General features: G+C 74.9%; 13 protein-coding genes. 7 read left to right on the top strand and 6 right to left on the bottom strand.

Translation table 11 applies throughout. From position 1 onward, the window contains the following. Positions 1–38: 38 nt before the first annotated feature. The 5 genes from ACTWO6_RS29205 to ACTWO6_RS29185 all read right to left on the bottom strand — a co-directional run bounded on the left by ACTWO6_RS29205 (position 39) and on the right by ACTWO6_RS29185 (position 7,652). Positions 39–1,127 (bottom strand): uroporphyrinogen-III synthase, encoded by a 1,089-nt coding sequence (locus tag ACTWO6_RS29205; RefSeq protein ID WP_446216926.1) that lies wholly within the window; start codon positions 1,125–1,127, stop codon positions 39–41. After that, entirely contained in the window at positions 1,127–1,474 is a 348-nt protein-coding gene (gene nirD, locus ACTWO6_RS29200; RefSeq protein WP_446216925.1) for a nitrite reductase small subunit NirD, read from the bottom strand. The genes ACTWO6_RS29205 and nirD overlap by 1 nt, the downstream gene beginning before the upstream one ends. A 76-nt stretch (positions 1,475–1,550) precedes the next feature. Beyond that, complete coding sequence (nirB, locus tag ACTWO6_RS29195) at positions 1,551–4,082, bottom strand: nitrite reductase large subunit NirB (RefSeq protein WP_446216924.1); 2,532 nt, start codon at positions 4,080–4,082, stop codon at positions 1,551–1,553. A gap of 106 nt (positions 4,083–4,188) precedes the next feature. Further along, positions 4,189–5,598: an FAD-dependent oxidoreductase gene (locus ACTWO6_RS29190; RefSeq protein ID WP_446220811.1), complete on the bottom strand. Its 1,410-nt coding sequence runs from the start codon at positions 5,596–5,598 to the stop codon at positions 4,189–4,191. A 29-nt stretch (positions 5,599–5,627) separates the two neighbouring features. After that, a complete protein-coding gene (locus ACTWO6_RS29185; RefSeq protein ID WP_446220810.1) occupies positions 5,628–7,652 on the bottom strand; it encodes a molybdopterin oxidoreductase family protein in 2,025 nt (674 codons plus the stop codon). A 238-nt stretch (positions 7,653–7,890) separates the two neighbouring features. Between ACTWO6_RS29185 and ACTWO6_RS29180 the strand changes: the two genes are divergently transcribed. From ACTWO6_RS29180 to glmM, 7 genes are all read left to right on the top strand, one after another. After that, positions 7,891–8,580 (top strand): class I SAM-dependent methyltransferase, encoded by a 690-nt coding sequence (locus ACTWO6_RS29180; protein WP_446216923.1) that lies wholly within the window; start codon positions 7,891–7,893, stop codon positions 8,578–8,580. 121 nt (positions 8,581–8,701) lie between these two features. Then, complete coding sequence (locus ACTWO6_RS29175; RefSeq protein WP_446216922.1) at positions 8,702–8,959, top strand: DUF6364 family protein; 258 nt, start codon at positions 8,702–8,704, stop codon at positions 8,957–8,959. Then, entirely contained in the window at positions 8,949–9,242 is a 294-nt protein-coding gene (locus tag ACTWO6_RS29170) for a type II toxin-antitoxin system PemK/MazF family toxin (RefSeq protein ID WP_446216921.1), read from the top strand. The genes ACTWO6_RS29175 and ACTWO6_RS29170 overlap by 11 nt, the downstream gene beginning before the upstream one ends. Positions 9,243–9,366: 124 nt before the next feature. Beyond that, a complete protein-coding gene (locus ACTWO6_RS29165; RefSeq protein WP_446216920.1) occupies positions 9,367–10,740 on the top strand; it encodes an MFS transporter in 1,374 nt (457 codons plus the stop codon). A 192-nt stretch (positions 10,741–10,932) separates the two neighbouring features. After that, entirely contained in the window at positions 10,933–11,376 is a 444-nt protein-coding gene (gene rplM, locus ACTWO6_RS29160) for a 50S ribosomal protein L13 (protein ID WP_121399851.1), read from the top strand. 20 nt (positions 11,377–11,396) lie between these two features. Further along, complete coding sequence (rpsI, locus tag ACTWO6_RS29155) at positions 11,397–11,861, top strand: 30S ribosomal protein S9 (protein ID WP_088998399.1); 465 nt, start codon at positions 11,397–11,399, stop codon at positions 11,859–11,861. 118 nt (positions 11,862–11,979) lie between these two features. Further along, complete coding sequence (gene glmM, locus ACTWO6_RS29150) at positions 11,980–13,335, top strand: phosphoglucosamine mutase (RefSeq protein WP_446216919.1); 1,356 nt, start codon at positions 11,980–11,982, stop codon at positions 13,333–13,335. Positions 13,336–13,376: 41 nt separating this feature from the next. Here glmM and ACTWO6_RS29145 read toward each other — a convergent pair whose 3' ends face one another. Then, entirely contained in the window at positions 13,377–16,199 is a 2,823-nt protein-coding gene (locus ACTWO6_RS29145; protein WP_446216918.1) for an FtsX-like permease family protein, read from the bottom strand. Positions 16,200–16,245 lie beyond the last annotated feature (46 nt).

The following is a 16,245-nucleotide window of genomic DNA, read 5'->3' as shown; positions in this document are numbered from 1 at the left end:
GCCTCCGCCACCGGAGACGGCGCCGCAGGGCCTCCGGCTTATTCCACCCGGAGCCGGTAGCCGCGCTTGACGACGGTCTGCACCACGCGCGGGGCGCGCAGGCCGGCCCGCAGCCGGGCCACGGCCATCTCCACCGCGTGCTCGTCGGCGCCCCGGGGGAGCGTCCGGAGCAGGGCGGTCCGCGACAGCACCCGGCCCGGCGTCCGGGCCAGCGCCCGCAGCACGGCCATCGGGGCCGGCGCCAGCGGGCGCAGCTCCCCGTCGACCACGGCCGCGTGCCCGCGCAGGGTGAGCAGGTGACCGGCGGCCTTGACGCTCACCGTCCGGCTCGGCAGCTCGTCGACGATCGTGCGGACCAGCGCCCCGAGCCGGGCCCGACTCGGGGCGCTCACCGGCACCCCCCGCCGGACCAGCGGCTCCGCGGTGACCGCGCCGACGCAGCTGGCCAGCACGTCCCCGCGGAGCGCCTCCAGCACCGTCTCGGTGCGGTCTCCGGCCGCTCGTAGCAGGGCCTCCGCCGCCGGGGCGGAGGTGAATGTGACCGCGTCCACCAGCCGGCCGGCGACCAGGTCGATCAGCCGGTGCAGCGGTGCCGGGTCGGTCGGCGCGGCCCAGCGGTAGACCGGCACCTCGATCACCGTGGCCCCCGCGTCCTCCAGCGCGGCGGTGCACTCCGGCTGCCGGTCGCCGTGCAGCTGCATCGCGATGACCTGCCCGGCCACGCCGCGCCGGCGCAGGTGCGCCACCACCTCCTCGCAGCTCTCCGAGGCCGGCGACCACTGGTCGTGCAGGCCGGCGGCCCGGATCGCGCCGCGCGCCTTGGGCCCGCGGGCCACCACGTACGACCGGCCGAGCACCGAGCGCAGCGGTTCGGCCAGCCCCCAGCCCTCGGCCGCCTCCAGCCAGCCCCGCATCCCGATGCCGGTGTTCGCCATCAGGATGTCCGGCGGCCGGTCGAGGCAGGCCCGGGTGGCCTCGCGCAGGTCGGTGTCGTCGGCCAGCGGCACGATCCGCAGCGCCGGGGCGAGCACCACCCGGGCGCCGCGCCGCTGGAGCAGCGCGGCCAGCTCGTCCCGCCGCCGGTCCGCGGTGACCCCGATCGTGAAGCCGGCCAGTTCGTCGGCCATCACTCCTCCGGTCGCAGCCGCACCTCGACCACCCCGTCCCGGCAACGCGCCTCGTGCCGCCGCAGCGTCACGTCCGGCAGGTCCAGGCAGCGCCCGGTCCGCAGGTCGTAGACCTGCTTGTGCAGCGGGGAGGCGAGCGTCGGCACGCCGCCGCGGCTGCCCACGATGCCCCGGGACATCACGTACGCGCCGCCGACCGGGTCGAGGTTGTCGACCGCGTACAGCTCGCCGCCGGTGACGAAGAGCGCCACCTGGACACCGTCGACCAGCGCGGCGACGCCCCGGTCGGGGTCCAGCCGGCCGAGGGGGCAGACCGCCGTCCAGTCCAGCGTGCTCGTCGGGCTCATCGCGTCACCTCGCTCCGGTCGGCGCCGCGACGAGCTTCCACGGCGCTGACCTGGTTGATTCGCTCGCTGTGCCCGCTCATCGGCGTACCTCCGGAAGGCCGAGCGCGACCGGCTGGCGGCGGCGGTCCGCGCCGGTCGTCGGCGGCGCCCCACGTGCCGGTACGGGTTGGCCGCGCTCCACGTTGAAGGTGATGGACGGGTCCGGCACGTGCGGGGCGTTGACGAAGGAGGTGAACCGGCGCAGCCGGTCCGGGTCGTCGAGGACGTCCCGCCACTCGTCGGAGTACGACGCCACGTGCCGGGCCATCGCCGCGTCGAGGTCCGCGCAGAGCCCGAGGGAGTCGTCCACGATGACCGCGCGCAGGTGGTCGAGGCCGCCCTCCAGCGCCTCGATCCAGGCGGCGGTGCGTTGCAGCCGGTCGGCGGTGCGGATGTAATACATCAAGAATCTGTCGATTAGCGAAATCAGCGCTTCTGTGGATAGATCAGTGGCGAACAGGTCGGCGTGCCGGGGGCGGAAGCCGCCGTTGCCGCCGAGGTAGAGGTTCCAGCCGGTCTCGGTGGCGATGATGCCGAAGTCCTTGCTGCGCGCCTCGGCGCACTCCCGGGCGCAGCCGGAGACGGCCGACTTGATCTTGTGCGGGGCGCGCAGGCCCCGGTAGCGCAGCTCCAGCGCGATGGCCAGCCCGACCGAGTCCTGCACCCCGTACCGGCACCAGGTCTCGCCAACGCAGGACTTCACCGTGCGCAGCGCCTTGCCGTACGCGTGGCCGGACTCGAAGCCGGCGTCGACCAGCCGGCGCCAGATCTGCGGCAGCTGCTCGACCCGGGCCCCGAACAGGTCGATCCGCTGCCCGCCGGTGATCTTGGTGTAGAGCCGGAAGTCCCGGGCCACCTCGCCGATCACGATCAGCTTCTCCGGGGTGATCTCCCCGCCGGGGACCCGGGGCACCACCGAGTAGCTGCCGTCGCGTTGCAGGTTGGCCAGGAAGTGGTCGTTGGTGTCCTGCAGCGACGCCTGCTCGCCGTCGAGGACGTGCCCGGTGCCGAGCGAGGCGAGGATCGAGGCGACCACCGGCTTGCAGATGTCGCAGCCCCGCCCGCGCCCGTGCTCGACGATGAGCTGGGAGAAGGTGCGGATGCCGCGCACCTGGACGATCTCGAACAGCTCCTGCCGGCTGGCGTCGAAGTGCTCGCAGAGCGCGGTGGACTGCTGCACCCCGGCCGCGTCGAGGAGCTGCTTCAGCATCGGCACGCAGGAGCCGCAGCTCGTGCCGGCCCGGGTGCACGCCTTCAGCGCCGGCACGTCCGCGCAGCCACCGGCGATCGCCGCGTCGATGTCGTCCCGGGTCACCGCGTTGCAGGAGCAGACCTGCGCCGCGCCGGGCAGCGCGGCCACCCCGCCGCCGCTCTCGCCGGCCGGCGCCAGCAGCGCCAGCGGGGGAGCGGGCAGCGGCCCGCCGACGCTGGCCCGCAGCGTCGGGTAGGCGCTCGCATCCCCGACCAGCACGCCGCCGAGCAGCGTCCGCGCGTCGTCGGAGAGGACCAGCTTCGCGTACGACCGGGTGGCCGGGTCGGTGAAGGTGACGTCGAGGCAGCCGGGGGTGGCGCCGTGCGCGTCGCCGAACGACGCCACGTCCACGCCGAGCAGCTTGAGCTTGGTGGCGGTGTCCGCGCCGGGGAAGGTGGCCGCCCCGCCGAGCAGCCGGTCGGCGACCACCTCGGCCGTCGCGTACCCGGGAGCGACCAGGCCGTGGCAGGTGCCGTCCACGGCCGCACACTCGCCGACCGCCCAGATCCGTTCGTCCTCCGTCCGGCACGCCGCGTCCACCAGCACGCCGCCGCGCGGGCCGACCCCCAGCCCGGCGGCCCGGGCCAGCTCGTCGCGGGGCCGGATGCCGGCGGCGACGACGACCAGGTCGGCGTCGACCGTGCTGCCGTCGGAGAGCTCCAGCACCGCCACCGCGCCGTCCGGGCCGGGGCGCAGCGCGGTGGTGGCCACCCCGAGGTGCGTGGTGACGCCCAGCTCCTCGACGTAGCGCCGGAGCATCGCGCCGCCCGCCTCGTCCACCTGCACCGGCATCAGCCGGGGCGCGAACTCGACGACGCTGGTCGCCAGGCCGAGCAGCCGGAGCGCGTTCGCCGCCTCCAGGCCGAGCAGGCCGCCGCCGATCACCGCGCCGGTCCGCCGGCCCGTGGCGTGCGCCCGGATCGCCGCGAGGTCGTCCAGGGTCCGGTAGACGAAGACCCCCGGCAGGTCCGTGCCGTCGACCGGCGGCACGAAGGCGTACGAGCCGGTGGCGAGCACCAGCGCGTCGTACGGATGCTCGCCGGTCGCCGTGGTCACCACCCGCCGCGCCCGGTCGATCCCGGTGGCCGGCTCGCCCAGGCGCAGCGCCACCCCGTCGTCGGGGGTGTGCAGGTTCAGCTCCTCGGCGCCGACCCCGTCGAAGAAGGCCGAGAGCCGCACCCGGTCGTACGCCGGCCGGCCCTCCTCGGCGAGCACCGTGACCCGCCAGCGCCGGTCGTGGTCCCGGGCACGCAGCGCCTCGACGAAGCGCTGCCCCACCATGCCGTTGCCGATGACGACCAGATCGCCGCCGCTCATCCCGCCACCTCCACCGCGTCGCCGCCCATCCCGTCACCTCCACCGGCCCGCCCGGCGGTCCCGCACCCGCCGGACCGCCGGGTCGTCGCTCCGTCCGGCCGCCCGGTCATCGCGTCGCCACCGGTTCGGCCTCGCCGAGCCAGTCGACGATGCCGGCGAGGGCGTCCCGGCAGCCGCCGCAGCCGGTGCCGGCCCGGGTCGCCCCGGAGAGCGCGTCGACCGTCCGGGCGCCGGCGCGCCAGCAGGCCACCAGCGCCCCCTTGCTGACGTCGTTGCACTGGCAGACCGTGGCCGCGTCCGGCATCAGCGCCGGGGACGCGGCGGGCGCGGCCGGGACCGTGCCGAAGGCCCGGCCGAGCAGCAGCGACCGTCGGTCCGCCGGCACCGGGGCGCCCCGGTCGAAGAGCTGCACCACGGTGCCGATCGCCGGGTTGTCGCCGAGCAGGATCGCCCCGGTCAGCCGCTCGTCGCGGATCCGCAGCCGGGCGTACGTCCCCCGGGCCGGGTCGGCGAAGGTCAGCTCCTCCGCCGGCTCGCCGGCCCCCGGGCCGCCGGTGGCGTCGCCCATCGCGGCCAGGTCGATGCCGGCCGCCTTGAGCCGGGTCACCACCGGCCGGGGCCGGTAGCGGGCCAGCGGCTCGTCGCCGGCCAGCACCTGCGCCACCACCCGGGCCTGGGCCCAGGCCGGGGCGACCAGCCCGGTCAGCGCGCCGTCGTGCTGGGCGCAGTCGCCGATCGCGGAGATCCGCCGGTCGCTGGTCCGCATCCGGTCGTCCACCACCACGCCGCGCTCGACGGTGAGTCCGGCCGCGGCGGCGAGGGCGGTGTCGGGGCGTACCCCGCAGGAGATGACCAGCAGGTCGGCGGCGAGGGACCGGCCGTCGGAGAGGTCGAGGCGGACCTCGTCGGCGGCCGCGGTCACCCCGGTCGCCGAAACCGCCAGCACGGTACGCACGCCGAGCTCGGCGAGGGTGCCGACGAGCATCGCGCCGGCGGTCGGGTCGAGCTGCCGCTCCATCAGGTGGCCCGTGGGGTGCACCACCGTCACGTCCAGCCCCCGGGCGGCCAGCCCGCGGGCCGCCTCCAGCCCGAGCAGCCCGCCGCCGAGCACCAGGGCGCTCCGGGCGCCCTCGGCGGCGGCGAGGATCCGCCGGCAGTCGTCCAGCGTGCGGAACGGCACCACCCGCTCGGGCAGCGGGTCGAGGCCGGGCAGCGGCGGCACCAGGGCCCGGCTGCCGGTGGCGAGGACCAGGTGGTCGTAGCCGTGCTGGTCGCCGTCGTCGGTGTGCACCTCGCGGGCGGCCCGGTCGATCGCGGTGACCGCCACCCCGGTCCGCACGTCCACGCCCTGCCCGGCGACCTCGGCCAGCTCCACGTCCGGCTCGGCGATCTTCCCGGTCAGCAGGGTGGAGAGCATGATCCGGTTGTACGCCCGGTGCGGCTCCGCCCCGAGCACGGTGACCTTGTGGTCCCCGCCCCGGGCGTGCAGCTCGGCGGCGAGCCGGGACCCGGCCATCCCGTACCCGACGATGATCACCCGTTCGCTCACGGCTCGACCCTCTCCACCCGTACCGCGCAGATCTTGAATTCGGGCATCCCGGAGACCGGGTCGACCGCGTCGTTGGTGACCGAGTTGGCGCGGGCGGCGCCGGCCCAGTGGAACGGCGCGAAGACGGTGTCCGGCCGGATCGTGGGGCTGACCCGGGCGGGGGCCCGCAGCTCGCCCCGGCGGGAGACGACCCGCACCTCCTCGCCCTCGGCGACGCCGAGCCGGGCGGCCAGGTCCGGGTGCAGCTCGACGAAGGCGCCGGGCGCGGCCCGGCGCAGCGCGGTGACCCGCCGGGTCTGGGTGCCGGACTGGTACTGGGCCAGCACCCGCCCGGTGGTGAAGTGCAGCGGGTACTCGGCGCAGACCTCCTCGGCGGCCGGCCGGTGGGTCACCGGGTGGAACCGGGCCCGCCCGTCCGGGGTGGGGAACCGGTCGGCGAAGAGCCGGGGGGTGTCCGGGCCGTCCGGGTCGGGGCAGGGCCAGAAGACGCCCGTGGCGGCGTCGATCCGGTCCCAGGTCACGCCGGCGTAGTCCGCCGGCCCGCCGGCCGAGGCCAGCCGCAGCTCGGTGAAGACCGCCCGCGGGTCGGTCGGGAAGCCCACCGGCGTGCCGAGCCGGGCGGCGAGGTCGGCGAGGACCGCCAGGTCGGTGCGGACGCCGGGTGGCGGCTCGCGCAGCGCCCGCCGGCGCAGCACCCGACCCTCCAGGTTGGTCATCGTGCCGTCCTCCTCGGCCCACTGGGCGACCGGCAGCACCACGTCGGCCAGCGCGGCCGTCTCGGAGCGCAGGAAGTCGGCGACGACCAGCAGGTCCAGGTCGCGCAGCCGGGACTCGATCCGGGCCGCCCGGGGCGCCGAGACCACCGGGTTGGAGCCGAAGACCAGCAGCGCCCGGGGGCCGTCCGGCGTGCCGAGCGAGTCCAGCAGCCGGTACGCCGGCACCCCCGGCCCGGGCAGGTCGTCGGCCGGTACGCCCCAGACCCGCGCCACGTGCTCCCGGGCCGCCGGGTCGTCGATCTTCCGGTAGCCGGGGAGCTGGTCGGCCTTCTGCCCGTGCTCCCGGCCGCCCTGGCCGTTGCCCTGCCCGGTGAGGCAGCCGTACCCGGAGCCGGGGCGGCCGGGCAGGCCGAGGGCGAGCGCCAGGTTGACGAAGGCGGTGACCGTGTCGACGCCCTTGGCATGCTGCTCGGCACCGCGGGCGGTGAGGATGATCGCGCTGCCGGCGGTGGCGAGCGCCCGGGCGGTCGCCTCCAGGTCGGCCACCGGCACCCCGGAGAGCCGTTCCACCTCCGCCGGCCAGTAGCCGGCCACGGTGCGGCGGACGGCGTCGAAGCCGGTGGTGCGGGCGCCCACGTACTCGCGGTCGAGCCAGCCCTCGCTGAGCGCGATGTGCAGCAGCGCGTTGGCCACCGCCAGGTCGGTGCCGGGGAGCGGTTGCAGGTGCAGGTCGGCCTGGCGGGCGGTCGCGGTGACCCGGGGGTCGATCACGATCAGCCGCCCGCCGCGTTCCCGCTGGTCGGCGAGGTGGCGCAGCAGCGGCGGCATGGTCTCCGCCGGGTTGGCGCCGACCAGCAGCAGGGTCTCCGCCCGGCCGAGGTCGGCGAGGGGGAAGGGCAGCCCCCGGTCGACGCCGAAGGCCCGGATGCCGGCGGCCGCCGCCGAGGACATGCACCAGCGCCCGTTGTAGTCGATGTGCCGGGTCCGCAGCGCCACCCGGGCGAACTTGCCGAGCGCGTACGCCTTCTCGTTGGTCAGCCCGCCGCCGCCGAAGACCGCCACGGCGTCCCGGCCGTGTCCGGTCTGGACGGTACGGATGCCTGCGGCGATCCGGTCCAGGGCCTCGTCCCAGCTCGCGGGGCGCTGCTCGCCGGTGACCGGGTCGCGCACCAGGGGCGTGGTCAGCCGCTCGGGGTGGTCCAGCAGCTCGGCGGCGGTCCAGCCCTTCTGGCAGAGCCCGCCGCGGTTGGTGGGGAACTCCCGGGGGAGCACCTCGACCCGTCCGTCGGTCTCGCGCAGGGTCATCCCGCACTGGAGGGCGCAGTACGGGCAGTGGGTCGCCGCCTCCCGGGATCCCACCCCGGGTCGCGTCGCCGCCCGTGCACCGTCTGTCATGTCGGCAAAGCGTGCCGCCGGGCGGTTTCCGGTCCGGGTCCCTTCTGTTTCGGTCCTGTCAAGAGCGCCTCACACCGCCCGGGGTCGCCGGGCCGGACCTCCAGGCTTAGAATATGAGACGCAATTCCTAGCATATGGGAGGCCGGCCGTGGCGGACGCGTTCGAGGCCGTGGCGGGGACGTACGACGAGGCCCGGCGACGGCTGGTGCCCTGCTTCGACGCCTTCTACGGCACCGCCGTCGAGGTCGCCGCCCCGCCGCTGCGGGCGGCGCTGGCGGCGGGGCGTACCCCGGAGGTGCTGGACCTGGGCGCGGGCACCGGCCTGCTCTCCCTGCTCCTCTCCGCCGCCGTGCCGGGGGTCCGGCTGACCCTGGTCGACGCCGCGCCCGCGATGCTCGCCGTCGCCACCGACCAGCTCCGCGCCCGGGGCGTGCCGCACCGGGTGGTCCGGGCGGACCTGGCCGACCCGCTGCCGCCCGGCCGGTACGACGCGGTGGTCTCCGCGCTCGCCGTCCACCACCTGACCGACGCCGGCAAGCAGGCCCTCTGCCGCCGGGCCGCGGCGGCGCTCGTCCCCGGCGGGGTGTTCGTCAACGCCGAGCAGGTGGCCGGCCCGACGCCCGCCCTGGACCGCCGCTACGACGAGGTCTGGACCGCGCGGATCACCGAGCTGGGCTCGGACGCCGGGGAGATCGCCGCCGCCCGGGAGCGGATGCGGCACGACCGGCCGGCGACGGTGGCCGACCAGTGCGGCTGGCTCGCCGAGGCGGGGCTGGTCGACGTGGACTGCTTCTTCAAGGAGTGGCGCTTCGCGGTCTTCGGCGGCCGGGCGGCCTGACCCCGCCGTTGCTGCCGGTGGCGGTTCGCCGGAAATGTCGGCGGTGGGCGTTCTGGCGTCCCGGGCCGAGGGGGTGAAGACCGGAATGACCACCGGTCATACCCAGCGTAATCTGTCCGGCATGACTGCCAAGGTGACACTCTCGTTCTCGGACGAGACGATCGAGGAGGCGCGCCGGTTCGCCAAGCGGGAGGGGCTGTCGCTCTCCGCCTGGATGGACCAGGCTGCCCGGGAGAAGGCCCTGCGCGAGGTCTTCACCGCGCACGCCGCCGCCGTCGGTCGCGCCGGCCTGGATCTGGAGTCCGACGCCCTCGCCGACGCCCACGAGGTCGCCATGGTCGACGACGTGCTCTTCGGCGGACGCCCGCGTGCTGCGTAGGGGCGAGGTCTGGCGCATCGAGGGCGCCCGGGAACGGCTCGGGCTGGTGATCAGCTCCGACGTCTACAACTCCACCGACGTCCCCATCGTGATGGTGGCCGAGGTGGTCGACGAGTCGCTGCTGCGCGACTCGCCCCTCGCGGTCGTGATGGGCCGCTGGGTGGTGATGCCGGACCGGCTCTCCTCACCGATGAAGAAGTGGTTCACCGAGTGCGTGGACGTGGCCGACACGGAGACCATGCAGCGGGTCGGCCGGGCGCTGCGCATCCTCCAGGAGATCTGACCGCCTCACCACCGGTCCGGGGCGGACGTGCGATCCCCGTTTCCGGAACGACCCCCGACGGGCACCGGCGGGAAACCGCCCGCTCCTAGCGTCCTCCTCGTCGCATCGACGAGGAGGAGTCGCCGTGAGCACACTGGCCCCCACCGCCACCCTGGAACCGGCCGCCGCCGGGCGCCGGCAGCCGATCACCGACTGGCGCCCGGAGGACCCGGAATTCTGGCGTACGACCGGCGCCCCGATCGCCAGGCGCAACCTGTACGTCTCGATCTTCGCCGAGCACGTCGGCTTCTCGGTGTGGAGCCTCTGGTCCGTGACCGTGCTCTTCCTCGGCCCGGCGTACGGCATCGACCCGGCCGGGAAGTTCCTGCTCACCGCCGTACCGGCCGCGCTGGGCGCCGTGCTGCGGCTGCCGTACACCCTGGCGGTGGCCCGCTTCGGCGGCCGGAACTGGACCATCGTCAGCGCGCTGCTGCTGCTGGTGCCGGCGGTGCCGATGGCGCTGCTGCTCGAACCCGGGGTGTCGTACCCCACGCTGATGGTGCTGGCCTGCCTGACCGGGGTCGGCGGGGGCAACTTCGCCTCCTCGATGGCGAACATCAACCTCTTCTACCCGGACCGGCTCAAGGGGCGGGCGCTCGGGCTCAACGCCGGCGGCGGCAACCTCGGCGTGCCGGCGGTGCAGCTGGTCGGGCTGGCCGTGCTGGCCACCGCCGGGGCCGCGTACCCCCGGCTGGTGCCCGCGGTCTACCTGCCGCTGATCGTGCTGGCCGCGCTGGCCGCGGCGCGCTGGCTGGACAACCTCCCAGGGGCGCGCAACGAGCCCGGCGCGCTGCGCGAGGCCGCCCGGGACCCGCACACCTGGGTGATGTCCCTGCTCTACGTCGGCACCTTCGGCTCGTTCATCGGCTTCGGTTTCGCCTTCGGGCAGGTGCTCCAGCTCCAGTTCCACGACCGCTTCCCGACCCCGGTCGACGCGGCCTGGCTGACCTTCCTCGGACCGCTGGTCGGCTCGCTGATCCGGCCCCTCGGCGGGCAGCTCGCCGACCGGCTCGGCGGGGCCCGGGTGACCTTCTGGAACTTCGTCGCCATGGCGGCCGGCGCCGGGCTGGTGCTGTACGCGGCCCGGGAGCGGTCGCTGCCGCTCTACCTGGCCGGGTTCCTGTCCCTCTTCGTCTTCTCCGGGATCGGCAACGGCTCGACGTACAAGATGATCCCGGCGATCTTCCGGGCCCGGAGGGCGGCCGAGGTCGACCGCGGGGCCGACCCGGTGGCGGCCGAGCGCCGGGCCCGGCGGCTCTCCGGGGCGCTGATCGGCATCGCCGGCGCGGTCGGCGCCTCCGGCGGGGTGCTGGTCAACGTCGCCTTCCGGCAGTCGTTCCTGACCTCCGGGAACGCGGACGCCGCCTACCTGGCCTTCATCGGCTGGTACGCGCTCTGCTTCGTGGTGACCTGGGCGGTCTACCTGCGGCCGGGGCCGCGCCGGCTGGCCGGCGTGTGACCTGTACCATCGCCATGTCGCGAGCCGCGCTGGGGTGACCCCCCGTTTTGACCTGCCGACCGGGCGGCGGGTATCGTTGCCTGCTGTTGTACGACATCCAGAGGCGTGCCGCATCAGGTACGCTTGGTCGTTCGTGCGCGCCTGGTCACCTCGGCGCGCGACCCCAGACCGACGACGAGACAAGGTAGACCTGTGCGTACGTACAGCCCGAAGCCGGGTGAGATCGAGCGTCAGTGGCACGTTATCGACGCCTCTGATGTCGTGCTGGGCCGCCTGGCCACCCACGCCGCCACGCTGCTGCGCGGCAAGCACAAGCCGACTTTCGCGCCGCACGTCGACACGGGCGACTTCGTCGTCATCGTGAACGCGGGCAAGGTTGCGCTGACCGGCAACAAGCGGCAGACCAAGGTTGCCTACCGCCACTCGGGTTACCCGGGTGGTCTGAAGCAGGTCGGCTACGACGAGCTGCTGACCAAGCGTCCCGAGCGGGCCATCGAGCTGGCCGTGAAGGGCATGCTCCCGCACAACAAGCTCGGCCGTCAGCTGATCAAGAAGCTGAAGGTCTACGCCGGTGCCGAGCACCCGCACGGCGCGCAGCAGCCGGTGCCGTTCGAGATCAAGCAGATCGCGCAGTGAGCGCGGGCGAAGGAAGCAGCATGACCGACATCACCGAGACCGAGGTTGCCCCCGAGGCCACCGAGGCGCCGGCGCCCGTCGCCCGCGCGCCGCGAGGTGACCGCCCGATCCAGACCGTGGGTCGGCGCAAGGAGGCCATCGTCCGGGTTCGCATCGTCCCCGGCAGCGGCAAGATCACTTGCAACGGCCGCGACCTCGAGGCCTACTTCCCGAGCAAGGTCCACCAGCAGCTCATCAAGGACCCGCTGGTGACCGCCGAGAAGCCCGAGGCGTTCGACGTCATCGCCAACCTGCGGGGCGGCGGCACCACCGGCCAGGCCGGTGCGCTGCGGCTGGCCATCGCCCGGGCGCTGATCGTCAACGAGCCGGACGACCGCCCGGCCCTGAAGAAGGCCGGCTTCCTGACCCGTGACGCCCGGGTCAAGGAGAGCAAGAAGTACGGCCTCAAGAAGGCCCGTAAGGCTCCTCAGTACTCGAAGCGCTGATCACCACCAGCGCGTTGTACTTCTGACGGACGGCCGGTCCGCCTCCCCTCGACCGGGGAGGTGGGTCGGCCGTTCCGCTTTCTCCTCTCAACGGCAGTTCCATCGGAGGTTGGCGGGTATGGGCCGGTTGTTCGGCACGGACGGGGTACGCGGGCGGGCGAACGCGGATCTCACCCCGGAGTTGGCGCTCGCGGTGGCGGTGGCCGCCGCCCACACGCTGGCCGAGACGGACAAGAGTCATCCGCCGCTCGCCGTCGTCGGGCGGGACACCCGGGCCAGCGGCGAGATGCTGGAGGCGGCCGTGGTGGCCGGCCTGACCAGCGCGGGCGCCAACGTGGTGCGGGTCGGCGTGCTGCCCACCCCCGCGGTGGCGTTCCTCACCGCGGAGGCCAAGGCCGACCTGGGTGTGATGCTCTCCGCCTCGCACAACCCGATGCCGGACAACGGGATCAAGCTCTTCGCCGCCGGCGGGCACAAGCTGCCGGACGAGATCGAGATGCGAATCGAGGCGGCCGTCGAGGCGAACGCCACCACCGCCTGGGACCGGCCGATCGGGGCCGGCGTCGGGCGGGTGCACGACCTGCTGGACGGCGCCGACCACTACGTCCAGCACCTCGTCGGCACGGTGCCGCACCGGCTGGAGGGGATCAAGGTCGTGGTGGACTGCGCGAACGGTGCCGCCGCCGAGGTCGCCCCGGTGGCGTACCGGGAGGCGGGCGCCGAGGTGATCGCCATCTGTGCCGAGCCGGACGGGCTCAACATCAACGACGACTGCGGCTCCAACCACATCGACACGCTGCGCGCCGCCGTGGTCGAGCACGGCGCGCACCTCGGCATCGCCCACGACGGCGACGCCGACCGGTGCGTCGCGGTGACCGCCGACGGCGACGAGGTCGACGGCGACCAGCTGATGGCCATCCTGGCGCTGGCCATGCGGGAGGCCGGCGAGCTGACCCAGGACACCCTGGTCGCGACGGTGATGAGCAACCTCGGCCTGCGGCTGGCGATGTCCGCGCAGGGCATCCGCCTGGTCGAGACCAAGGTCGGCGACCGGTACGTCCTGGAGGAGCTGCGCGCCTCCGGCCTCGCGCTCGGCGGCGAGCAGAGCGGCCACATTGTCATGCCGGCGTACGCCACCACCGGCGACGGGGTCCTGACCGGGCTGCACCTGATGTCCCGGATGGCCGCCACCGGCAAGTCCCTCGCCGAGCTCGGCTCGGTGGTCACCAAGCTGCCCCAGGTGCTGATCAACGTGCCGGTTGGCGACCGTACCGTGGGCGCCTCCGCGCCGGCCGTCCGCGCCGAGGTGGAGCGGGCCGAGGCCGAGCTGGGCGAGACCGGCCGGGTGCTGCTGCGCCCGTCCGGCACCGAGCCGCTGGTCCGGGTCATGGTCGAGGCGGCCACCGAGGCGATCGCCCGCGAGGTCGCCGAGCGGATCGCCGCCCACGTCCGCACCGCCAGCCCCACCGCCTGACCGACTCCGGCACGGCCGGCCCCCGACGCGTCGGCTGCTCGTCACTCCTCGGCGAGCAGCCGGGCGGCCGGGAGCCGGCGCAGCAGGGTCGCCGGCAGGAGCGCCGCCAGGCAGCTGACGACGAGGCCGGCGGCCGCCGTGACGACGGCCACCAGCAGCAGGCTGCTGGGCAGCGAGCCGATCAGGCCCACCGCGCCGAGCAGGCCCAGCAGGGCCCCGGTGACCGCGCCCAGCCCACCGAGCGAGAGACCTTCGTAGCCGATCAGCCGGCCGAGCGCCGCATCGGTCCACCCGATCGCCCGCAGGGTGGCCAGCTCGGCGGCCCGGTCGCGGATGCCCAGATAGAGCACGTCGGCCACGGCGGCCGTGCCGAGCAGCACCGTCGCGGCCGCGGCGACGACGTCCGGGCCGCGCACGCTCAGCGAGATCGCGTCCCCCAGCAGGCTGCCAACCACCGCGCCCCGGAACGCGTACGAGACGGCACCCACCAGGGTCAGCGCGGCGACCCCGATCGCCAGGGCTCCCGCGCCGAGCAGGCTCCGCCCCGGCGTGCGGGCGAGGTTGGTGACGGCCAACCGGAGCACGGTGCGGGGCCGCCCCGCCCGGCGGGCCGCCGCGACGGGCGGTCGCAGGGCGGCGGCCGGATGTGCGCGACTGGCGCGCAGCGCCGGCGCCAGACCCGCGACCAACGCCAGCAGCAGCGCCACCGGGACGGCGAGGACGGCCCGGCGCCAGCCGACGTCGATCCCGAGCGCGGCGGAGATCGGTGTCGCGAGGGCGAGGGACAGCAGGCCGGCGGCGAGGCCGAGCGTGGCCACCTCGCCGAGGACGAGCAGGCTGATCCGCCGTGCCGGCCAGCCGAGGCAGGCGAGCAGGGCCAGCTCCGACCTGCGGTCCCGGACCGCCGCGGCGACCGCGTTGCCCAGGAAGAGCGCGCACACGACCAGGACGAGCAGGAAGAGCAGCACGCTCTTGCGGTCGACGGCCCGCACGATGACCGACGCGACACCGAGGGCGGACCAGTTCTCGGTCAGCCGGAGCGCGGGGCGGCCAAACGATCCGGCCGGCAGCTCGACGGTCTGCGGGGCCGGGGAGGAGCCGAGGGTGATGTCCACGTCGAGGCCGGTGGCCGCGGCGATCTGCTCGGCCACCAGGCGGACCCGTTCCGCGGAACGCTCGCTGTAGCCGTCGACGTCCGCGACCCGTACCCGGATGGCGCTGATCGGCGCGGAGCGCTGCGGGCCGGCCGCATCCTCCAGGAGCTTCGGCAGGGCGGCGAAATTTGTCAGCAGGAACGGTGGGGTGCTCAGGTAGCCGCCGGGGTTGCCGCTGGGCAGCAGCGGCTGATTGCCGAGCGCCGCCCGGCTGCCCGCGTCCGCCCCCTCGGCCGTGGGCGGCTCGTACGTCTCCAGCGGCACCCGGGACAGGTCGGCGAACCTGGCCAGCCGCTCCGGGTCGAACACGCCGACCGGCCGCCATCCGGGGTAGCGGGTCGCCGGGGTGTCGCGGATCTCCAGCTGGCGGAGCCGGCGGAACGAGACGTCCGCGCTGAGCCAGGGCACGGCTGTCGTCTCGTTGGGCAGCGCGTACGCCCCGGGGTCCGGGTCGACCGTCCGGGCTCGCAGCACGCCGTCCGGGAGCGGGTCGTAGCCGGGCTGGCCCGCCTGCACGAGAGGCCACAGGGCGGCGTAGCAGCAGTCGCCGCCGCCCTGGACCTCCGCCGACATCTGTGCACGGTGGGCGGTCTCGACGTCCAGCCGGGCGGAACCGGCGGCGGTCCGGTCGGCCGTCGCCAGCGCGCGGGCCACCGCCGCGCCGGAGAGGCCGGCCACCCGTTCGGGGCGGAGCCGGGAGTAGGAGACGAAGACGCTGCCGTCCACGTACGGCCGGCTGGTCACCAGCACCGGGAACTGCCGGTTCTGCCTTCCGGGCACGTCCACCGGCAGGTCGTCGGTGCGCAGCGTCCGGCCCGCCACGACGGCGCCGGACAGCCCGACCAGGCGCTCCTCTGCCGACGGGTCGACGGCCGCGAGCAGAAACGGCACGTACCAGGCGATGGGGACCACCAGGCGGTCGACGGCCCTCGTGCGCCGCTCGGCGCCCTGTTCGCCGCGCACCACCTCCAATTCTTCGAACCGCCCGTCGGGGAGCAGCCGGAAGGTCAGGAACCCGCTCTCCTCCAGGTCGGAGCGGGTGGTGCCGACGCCGCCGCCGACCTCGGGTGGCCCGCAGATCGGTTCGGTCCGACCGTCCGGGAGGACCTCCAGGGGAACGCCGGAGTTCCCCTCGCACTGCCCCGCCGGATAGGACCTGCCGTTGCTGTGCCGGACGAGCGCCGAGGGTTCCGAGCCGAAGTCCGGGTAGACCACCTCGTTCCGGGTCAGGTAGACGTAATGCGGGCGGGCCGTCGCGCGGGACAGCCCCCGCTCGGCGCTGAAGGTCGGATCGACCCGGATGACCTGGCGTTCGGCGTCGCGGTCCACCGCGGCGGTCAGATCCATCTCTACCGGCACCGCCCTGGTGGAGTAGCCCAGCATGGCGATCGGCGCCGCGACCCGCACGCCGTCGATGGCGGCGACCTGTCGGTACTGGGACATGGTGATGCCGCCGAAGAGTCCGGAGAGGTAGTTGGGCTGCACCAGCCCACGCGCGGCCTCCTGCGCGGTCCGGCTGCCCTTCGGTCGGACCAGGATGTCGTACGCGGCCGCGCTGTTGCGCTCCACCGCCCCGATCACCTGCAGACGGGACGCGGTCGTGGTGCCGGTGAGCACGATGAAGCCGGTGGTCGCGACGAGCGCGCCGACCAGCAGAGCCACCGACCGTCCGGCCCGACCGCGTAGCTGGCGCCAGATGAAACCGAGCATGTCGCACCGCCTCTCCGTCAGATGCCGCCCGTCAGGGCGGACGCCG

This window comes from Micromonospora sp. IBHARD004, assembly GCF_052814115.1.
The sequence above is the reverse complement of the archived record's forward strand: the minus strand, read 5'-3'. Positions and strand labels throughout refer to the sequence as shown.